Raw genomic sequence first — 7,996 nt, 5'->3', positions numbered from 1 at the left:
TGTCCGAGGCTCCCCGGCGTCACCGGGAGACTCGGACAGGCGCTCTACTTCGCGGAAAGTGCTTTAGACGGCTATCGCGGGCTCTCGTGCTTCCTGGAGCAGCACCTCGTGCTGGGTGGCCGTCAGGAAGCTGCGGATCGCGTCCCGGCTCTTGGTGAGGCAGTCAATGCGCGCCTGCACGCCGACCAGCTCGGTGGCGAGCTGTTCCGCGACCTCGCGCGGGCAGGTCGGCTCCGCGCGGGCGGCGGCGTCCTCGGTGTCGAGCAGCACCTTCACGAGCCGGGTCGGGATACCGGCCTGGACCAGGCCCGCGACCCGCGACACCCGCTCCACGTGGGCCTCGGTGTAGGTGCGGTAGCCGTTGGGCGCGCGGTCGGCGTCGAGCAGCTCCTGCTGCTCGTAGTACCGGATGAGGCGGGTGGTCACACCCGTCCGGGCGGCGAGCTCACCGATCTTCATTTCTGCCTCCGAACAGAGCCTTGACATTGACACCAGTGTCAAACTCTAGCGTTGCGGACATGGAGACAACAGGCACTGCGGCAGGCACGACACCAGTGGTTCAACCGGTCCGCGACGACGTCCCGGACCTCCCTCGCGGCACCTCACCTGGGGCGCACCCCTCCGACGTCCTGCCGTGGCCCTCGCTGCTGGTGCTCGGCGCCAGCACGCTCCTCATGGTCACCGCCGAGATGCTGCCGACCGCGGTCCTCGAGCAGATGAGCGCGGGTCTCGGCGTCGCCGAGTCGAGCACCGGCCTGCTCGTCTCGGTGTGGGCGGCCGTGGTGGTGGTCCTGAGCTTCCCGCTGGTCCGGCTCACGCGCCGGTGGGACCGTCGCTCGGTGATCGCCGGCGGGCTGGCCGCCCTCGCCCTCTCGTCCGCCCTCACCGCGCTCGCCCCGACGTTCCAGGTGGCGGTCGGCGCGCGGATGGTGGGCGCGGCCGCCGTCGGGCTGCTGTGGGCGACCGCCAACGCGCACGTCGCCGACCTGGTCTCCGACCGCCTGCTGGGGCGTGCGATCGCCGTCGTGCTCGGCGGGGCGACCCTCGGGATGGTCGTGGGCACGCCGCTGGCCCGGCTCGTCGCCGACGCCGCCGGGTGGCGCGCCGCCTTCTGGGCCCTCGCGGTCCTGGGCCTGCTGAGCGCGGCGGCGGTCCGGCTGGTGGTGGCCCGCGCGGCCGCTCCCGGGACGACGGCGGACGGCGCCACCCAGGGCGCGGACGGCGGCGCCGGCGCCCCGCGCGGCATGGGCCGCCTGCTCGCGGTGACGGCGCTCGTCGCGCTTGTCCTGGTGGGCCACTACGGCGCGTACACGTACATCACGCGCCTGACGGAGGCGCCCGCGCAGGCCCTGCCGGGCGGGATGAGCACGCTGCTGCTGGTGTTCGGGCTCGCCTCGGCGGTGGGTGTCGCGCTGGCGGGGCGGCTCGGGGACCGGAGCGGGCCCGCCCTGGTGGTGAGCGTGGCCGCCACCGCACTGGCGGTGCTGGGCCTCGGCCTGGCGGACGTCAGCCCGGTGCTCGGGGTCGCCGTCGTCGTGGCGTGGGGAGTCGTGTCGGGCGGCCTGCCGCCCTTCGCGCAGACGCTGATCCTGCGGCTGGCCGGGCCGGAGCGGCGCTCGTTCGCCGGGGCGCTCATCCCGGTGCTGTTCAACGGCGGGATCGCCGTCGGGGCCGCGCTGGCGTCGTTCGTGGTGGCAGGCTCCGGGGTGTCGGCGCTGCCGCTGCTGGGCGCCGTGGTGGTCGGCGTGGCGGCGCTGGGCCTGGCGGTGACGGTCCGTCGCGCCTGATCGCCGCCGACCTGTCAGACCCGCACCGACGTGTCAGACGTACAGGTCACCCGGGTGACCTGTACTTCTGACACGTCGCTGCGGGTCTGACAGGTGGGGGAGGGTCAGCAGGCAGGGGCTACTGGGGTGGACGAGCCCGTGTTGACGTAGGCGTCCGATACCCAGTTGTTCGGCCCGATCCGGTCCCACACGTTGCTGGTGCCGTAGGTCCCGGTCACCGTGGTGCCGGTCGCGGTGCACTCGATCACGACGTTCGCGTAGTTGCCCGCCTGCCCGACGGCGGCCGTGCTGGTGCCGGGCCCGGAGCGCACCGTGAGCGGCCCGCCGCTGGTGCGGACGATGCCCCTCGGGCCGGTCCCGGTCCACAGGTAGGTGACGGTGGTCCAGGCGTTGTCGGTCAGCCCGACGGCGTCCCAGAAGGTGCCGTCCGCGAGGTCGATGCCGGCCGGGTTGAGGACCCGGCGGCCGAACCCGTCCAGCCCGCCGTTGTAGCCGTCCTGGTAGGCCGCCTGCGCCTCCGGCTTGCCCTGGGGCAGGTCGGTCCAGGACTGCCGGGTCCCCGCGGGGTTCCAGTAGTCGTCGGTGGTGTTCCAGGGGCCGACGTCCCACACCGGGGCGTACGCGCAGCGCCCGGTGCTCGCGGCGCAGACCCGGACCGAGTAGCTGCCCGAGCTGTTCGACGAGAGCCCGCGCCGCGACGGCAGCGCGACGAAGTGGTCGCGGGAGGTGATGACGTGCCCGTTGGCCGTCGTCCCGCCGACCAGGCCCTCGCGGGTCGCGTAGATGGTGTAGGTGCGCTCGCCCGAGAGGGGCTGCGCCTCCGTCTCCGCCCCCTGGAGTCCCTGGGAACGGCGCGTCTCGGGCGTGAGCGTGACTTCCCGCACGGCGGGGCTCGCGTCCGGCTCGCCGACGAGCGTGACGCGGGCCTGGACCGTCTCGGACGGCGTCGGCAGCGGGGAGCCGGCCGGGACCCACTCGGTCCAGGAGTCGGGGCCCTGGCCGGCGAGCCGCCCGCGGACGTCGACCAGCACGGAGGTGCCGGCGGGCGCCGTGGCGTCGACGTCGGCGGTGACGACGCCCGCGGGGGAGTCGAGGACCACCGGCTCGGCGACGAGCTGCCCGGACGCCTCCTGGCGCTGGGTGACGCCGGGGCTGTCGGCGGGGCCGTCGGCGTCGTCCGACGCGGCTCCCGAACCATCCGGGGTGGCGAGCCGGAGCGCCCCGCCGGAGTGGCGCACCCCGGCGTCGTCGGCGGTGAGGGTGGCGAGGTCGATGGACCAGGCCTGCTCGGCAGGGCCGGAACCGGCGCCCGGGGCGACGGCCGCGACGGCGGTCCCCGAGGCGATCACGAGGGCGCAGGTGGTGGCGGTCAGGAGGGCGGCATGACGTCGGGTCTTGCGTACCTGGGTCAGCATGTGCTGAATCTATGCGTCCTGCTATTTCACCCGCGAGGGGAAGTGGGTGAATTTCTCGGTTGATAGGCACCGTGTCGGGCACGTGCGGGCCGGAGCCGGCGGAGCGTCCGGAATGAGGACCAGGCAGCGGCTCGCGTGGGGCATGATCGGGGGAGCATCCGCGAGCAGGTAGACGAGCAAGGAGAACCACGTGTCCGAGTTCCTGGCCGACAAGCCCGGCAAGTACGACCTCGACGGCGACGGCGTCCCCGACATCGAGGTGGCAGACACCGACGGCGACGGCGTGGTGGACGCCCAGTTCGAGGACTACGACGCCGACGGCGTCCCCGACGTCGAGCTGTACGACACCGACGGCGACGGGCGGCCCGACGTCGTCGTGGAGACTGCCGGCGGGACGCGGACGATCTCCGTGGACACCGACGGCGACGGCGAGGACGACGCGGTCGACTCGTTCCCGGCCTAGGTTCGGCCATAGATCAGCCGGCGCAGGGCCACCTCGGCGGGCCCGCGCCGGCCCGTGCGCTCCTGCCAGACGGCGAACGCCACGGTGAGCGCCCAGACGAGCACGGCGAACAGCAGCATGCTCCACGAGCTGAGGCGCTCGCCCAGCCCGAGCCCCCACGCTGCGAGGACCGGCGCGCACAGCACCGACTGCAGCAGGTAGGACGTCAGCGACCGCTTGCCGACCGCCTGGACCGCGCCCGCGAACGGCCCGTCCGTGACCAGCAGGTTGCGCGACGGCGCTCCGGTGCGGCGCTGGGCGAGCCGGTGACCCAGCAGGCCGAACAGCGCGACGTAGCCGAGGCCGCCGAAGAAGCCCGTCAGGATCTGGACGGGGTAGAAGACCCAGGCCGCGTGGTCCGGCACACCCATGGCGCCGACGTGGTCCAGCGCGGACGGCAGCGGGCCGAGCCAGCCGATCGTGATGCCGACCACCGCGACCCGGCGCAGCAGCGGCAGGTGCTCGCCCGGGTTCTCCAGGATGCGGCGCCGGCCGGCCCAGAACGCGAGCAGCAGCATCATCGGGACCACGAGCATGAGCACGCCCTGCGCGAACGTTCCGAGCGACCAGTACGACAACCGGTCGACGACCGAGGCCAGGTACGACGTCTGAGCCGCCGAGTCGGTGGTGGTGGGGGCGAGGTCGGCGACGATCGACCGCGCCAAGGGGTCGTCCGCCGGGATCTGCGCCGTGAACCACGCGCCGATCGTTGCGAGCACCGTGGCGACCGCCAGCAGGCCGCCGAGCACCCACGTCCACACGAGCAGCGTGCGGTCCTTGGCCTGGAAGAAGAGCCACACCATGAGCAGGCCGGCGAGGCCGTAGGCGCCCAGCACGTCGCCCATCCAGAGCAGCGCCGCGTGCACGAACCCGAACGCGAGCAGCAGCCAGTTGCGCTTCTGCAGCAGCCGGCGGGCGCCGGCCTCCGACGTGCCCGAGGACAACTGGCGGTTGTAGAGCTGCATCATCCCGTAGCCGAACAGGAACGCGAACATGGGGTAGGTCCGCAGGTCCACGAGCATGATGATCAGGAAGTCCGCGACCTTGTCGACCGCCGAGCCGTCGACCGGGTGCGAGGCCGCGGGGTTCATCTCCCGGCCCCACAGGTAGTACGGCGTGTTCGCGATGGCGATCAGCAGGAGCATGAACCCGCGCGCGAGGTCGGGCGCGGGCGAGCGTTCAGCAGCCTGGACGGGTCCCCTGGTCAGGGCTGTGGTCGACATGGATACATCTCAACAGGCCGGAGCCCGGGCCGCGAGGAAAGGGTGAAAGTGGGTCAGGCCGCCGGCTCGCCCAGCCGGGCGCGCTCCTCCTCGACGATGCGCCGCGCGAGCTCGGCGTCGGCGACGTCGGCCGCCCCGGGTGCCGCCGCCACCGTGGATCGCCCGGCGTACTCCGCGAACAGCTCGGCCTTGGTTCCGAGGATCTCCAGGAGCCGTTCGTCCACGCTCTTCTCGACCAGCAGCCGATGCACCTGCACGGTGCGGACCTGGCCCATCCGGTGCGCCCGTGCGATGGCCTGCGCCTCGACCGTCGGCTTGACCTGCGGCTCGCACAGGATCACGACGGAGGCGGCCTGGATGTTCAGCCCGACGCCGCCCGCCTCGATCTGGCTCACCAGCACCTTCGGCTCCGGCGCCCGCGTGAACTCGTCGACCAGCTCCTGCCTCCGTCGGGCGGGCACGGAGCCGGTGATGGGCCCGATCGCGAGCGGGCCCAGCTCGGCCAGCACCGTCTCGATCACGTCGCGGAAGAACGAGAAGACGACCACCTTGCGGTTGTTGTCCATCGCCTCGGCGACGATCTCGCGCAGCCGCACCAGCTTCGCCGTCGGCTCCGGGGCCTCGACGAACGCGGCGCGGCGCATGTCCGCGAACGAGCGCTTCAGGACGGCCCGCCGGTAGGCGGCGCCGTCGTGCTTGCCGAACCGCTCCCACTCGTCCACCTGGACCAGCTCGGGCAGCTCCGTGAGCACGTCCTCCTGGTTGCGCCGCAGGTACACGGTGGCCACCGAGCGGCGGAACGCCGCGGCGCCCGCCAGACCCGCCGCCGGGTCGATCGCCTCCGCGACGTGGGGCTTCAGGTAGTGCACCAGGCTGCGGAACTCGTCGACCGTGTTCTCCATGGGCGTGCCCGTCATGAAGAGCACCCGCTCGGCGGTGCGCGCCCAGGCGGCGGTCCGTTCCGAGCGCTGCGCCGCCGGGTTCTTCACGTAGTGCGCCTCGTCCACGACGAGCAGGGCGGGCCGGGGCATCCCGTCGGCGCGCAGGTGCCCGAGCTGCGGGAAGGTGACGATGCCGACGCCGCCGTCGGCCACCCACGTACGGATGGCGGCGTCGCGGTCGTCGCCCTGCAGCACCCGGACCGGTAGGCGGGAGTGTGCCGCCACCTCGCGGGCCCAGTTCGCCGCGACGCTCGCGGGGCACACGACGAGGAAGTGCCGGCGTCCGCGGGCGGCGAGGTGCGCCATCGCCGCGATGGCCTGCACGGTCTTGCCGAGACCCATCTCGTCGCCGAGGATCGTACGCCGCTGCACCAGCGCGTACCGGGCGCCGAACGCCTGGTACCCGCGCAGGGAGACGTTCAGGAGCGAGGTGTCCAGGTCCTGGGCCGTGACCTGGTCCACGACCTCCTCCGGCAGGTAGCCCTCCGAGGCCTCCAGGTCGATGCCGAGGTCGACGAGCTCGCCCAGCGCGGTGAAGTACGCGGCGGCTCGGGCCTCGTAGTCGCGCCAGACCTCCGCGTCGGAGGTGTCGGTCAGCGTGCGGTCCAGGCGCCGCAGCGCGTCGGTGACGCCCGACGCGTCGAGGCCCTCGACGACCACCCGGAGCCGCTCCAGCGCGGCGTCGGCCCTGGCGGTGCGCTCGCGGCCGGCGAAGAGCCGCTTGACGAGGGTGCCGCGCAGGGCGCCCACCTCGGACTGCCGGGCCAGCTCCGGGACGTCGACGTCGAGCCGCTCGCCCCACGCGTCGAAGAACCGGGCGACCTGCTCGTGGGTGTACAGCGCGCGCACCAGGTCGGTGGCGAGCGGGTCGGCCGGGTCGTGCTCGATCCGGAAGGTGAGCGCGTCGTCGACGGCGTCGAAGATCTGCCGCGCGGCGTCGTGCAGCAGGCGGGCGGTCTTGGGCCCGACGCCGGCGATCGCGTCGAGGTCGGCCGCCGTGGCACCCAGCACCTGGGCGATCGTGCGGAAGCCGGCGGCCTCGACCGGACCGACCCGCAGGCGCCCGGTGCTCACCTCGCGGATCCGGTCGACGGGCACCTCGGCGAGCTCGGCCAGCACGCGGGCGTCGCGGACGGCGCGGTAGGCGACCCGCACCCGCTCGGGGGCGGCGCCGCGCTCCGTCAGCGCGTCCGTGCCCAGGCTGTGCCGGGCGCGGGCCTGCTCGAGGAGGTCGCGGGAAGCTGCGCGGGACCAGGTCTCCATGGCGGCTGACGGTACTGGGTGCGTGCCGCGGCGGGTGCTCGAACGCGCCGTCGGCCCGCACGTGTGGTGCATACCGGACTGAACGCCCGTTCTGGTAGTTTCGTCGCACCGTGGACAGGAGGAACGAGTGAGCACGGACGCACTGCCTCAGGAGGCACAGGCGGCGCAGGTCACCGCAGCAGCAGGGGAGACGGCGCCAGGCGTGACAGCGTCAGGGGCGACGCCGCAGGCGGCGCCGGTCGTCGCCGAGCGTGAAGCGGGCCCGGAGCAGGTGGCGGGCCCCGAGCAGGACGAGACCCCGGAGCGCGAGGACAACCTCGAGACGCGCACCGCCGCCAGGCTGCACGAGCTGGTGGTCTCGGGCGCGGAGAAGCTGCCCGGCGAGACCGGCAGCACCGTGTCGAAGCTGGCCGTGGCGCTGCTGTCGTTCGGCAGCCAGGCCGCGGCGAAGGACCAGGACAAGCCGGCCACCAAGCTGGTCGGCGAGGCCGTCCAGCTCTTCCGCAGCCTGGACGACGACGACCCCACCAAGCAGCGCGAGGTCCTCGAGCACGCGCTCGAGACGTTCACGACGTCGACGCTCGGTGGCAAGGAGCGCTCGCAGGTGCTCGAGGTCGCCGAGGAGGCGATGAACCTGTGGGGCAAGCTGCGCGGGACGTCGTCCGACCTGGTGAAGAGCGACGCCGCCGAGTCGATGCGCTCCCTCGCGGGCGCGCTCCGCAAGGAGGGCCGCGACGAGGAGGCGGACGAGACGGAGACCGAGGCGAAGCGCCTGGAGTCCTGAGTGTCGCCTCGCCGGTGATGCCTAACCGGGGTATGCCGAAGTAGAGCGCCTGTCCGAGTCTCCCGTGGTCACCACGGGAGC

The 7,996-nt window shown here is 73.3% G+C and carries 7 protein-coding genes; 3 read left to right on the top strand and 4 right to left on the bottom strand.

Features of this window, described 5'->3' with window-relative positions:
• Nucleotides 1–63 precede the first annotated feature (63 nt).
• Nucleotides 64–459 (bottom strand): MerR family transcriptional regulator, encoded by a 396-nt coding sequence (locus tag ACFT2C_RS28690; RefSeq protein ID WP_377210516.1) that lies wholly within the window; start codon nt 457–459, stop codon nt 64–66.
• A 59-nt stretch (nt 460–518) separates the two neighbouring features.
• Here ACFT2C_RS28690 and ACFT2C_RS28685 point away from each other — a divergent pair, with 59 nt between their 5' ends.
• Complete coding sequence (locus tag ACFT2C_RS28685) at nt 519–1,787, top strand: MFS transporter (RefSeq protein ID WP_377210515.1); 1,269 nt, start codon at nt 519–521, stop codon at nt 1,785–1,787.
• A gap of 104 nt (nt 1,788–1,891) precedes the next feature.
• On the opposite strand, the gene ACFT2C_RS28680 is transcribed toward ACFT2C_RS28685, so the two are convergent.
• Complete coding sequence (locus tag ACFT2C_RS28680; RefSeq protein WP_377210514.1) at nt 1,892–3,202, bottom strand: hypothetical protein; 1,311 nt, start codon at nt 3,200–3,202, stop codon at nt 1,892–1,894.
• Nucleotides 3,203–3,392: 190 nt separating this feature from the next.
• Between ACFT2C_RS28680 and ACFT2C_RS28675 the strand changes: the two genes are divergently transcribed.
• Nucleotides 3,393–3,665: a hypothetical protein gene (locus ACFT2C_RS28675; RefSeq protein ID WP_377210513.1), complete on the top strand. Its 273-nt coding sequence runs from the start codon at nt 3,393–3,395 to the stop codon at nt 3,663–3,665.
• Here ACFT2C_RS28675 and ACFT2C_RS28670 read toward each other — a convergent pair.
• The gene (locus ACFT2C_RS28670) at nt 3,662–4,927 is read right to left on the bottom strand and encodes a DUF418 domain-containing protein (RefSeq protein WP_377210512.1); all 1,266 of its coding nucleotides are present in this window, start codon (nt 4,925–4,927) and stop codon (nt 3,662–3,664) included. The genes ACFT2C_RS28675 and ACFT2C_RS28670 overlap by 4 nt on opposite strands.
• Before the next feature lie 53 nt (nt 4,928–4,980).
• Entirely contained in the window at nt 4,981–7,131 is a 2,151-nt protein-coding gene (locus tag ACFT2C_RS28665) for a DEAD/DEAH box helicase (protein WP_377210511.1), read from the bottom strand.
• Between the two features lie 127 nt (nt 7,132–7,258).
• Between ACFT2C_RS28665 and ACFT2C_RS28660 the strand changes: the two genes are divergently transcribed.
• Complete coding sequence (locus ACFT2C_RS28660; RefSeq protein ID WP_377210510.1) at nt 7,259–7,915, top strand: hypothetical protein; 657 nt, start codon at nt 7,259–7,261, stop codon at nt 7,913–7,915.
• Nucleotides 7,916–7,996 lie beyond the last annotated feature (81 nt).

The organism is Promicromonospora sp. NPDC057138 (genome assembly GCF_042670845.1).
GTDB lineage: Bacteria > Actinomycetota > Actinomycetes > Actinomycetales > Cellulomonadaceae > Promicromonospora.
Note: the sequence above shows the minus strand (reverse complement) of the source record. Positions and strands in the feature narration are given on the sequence as shown.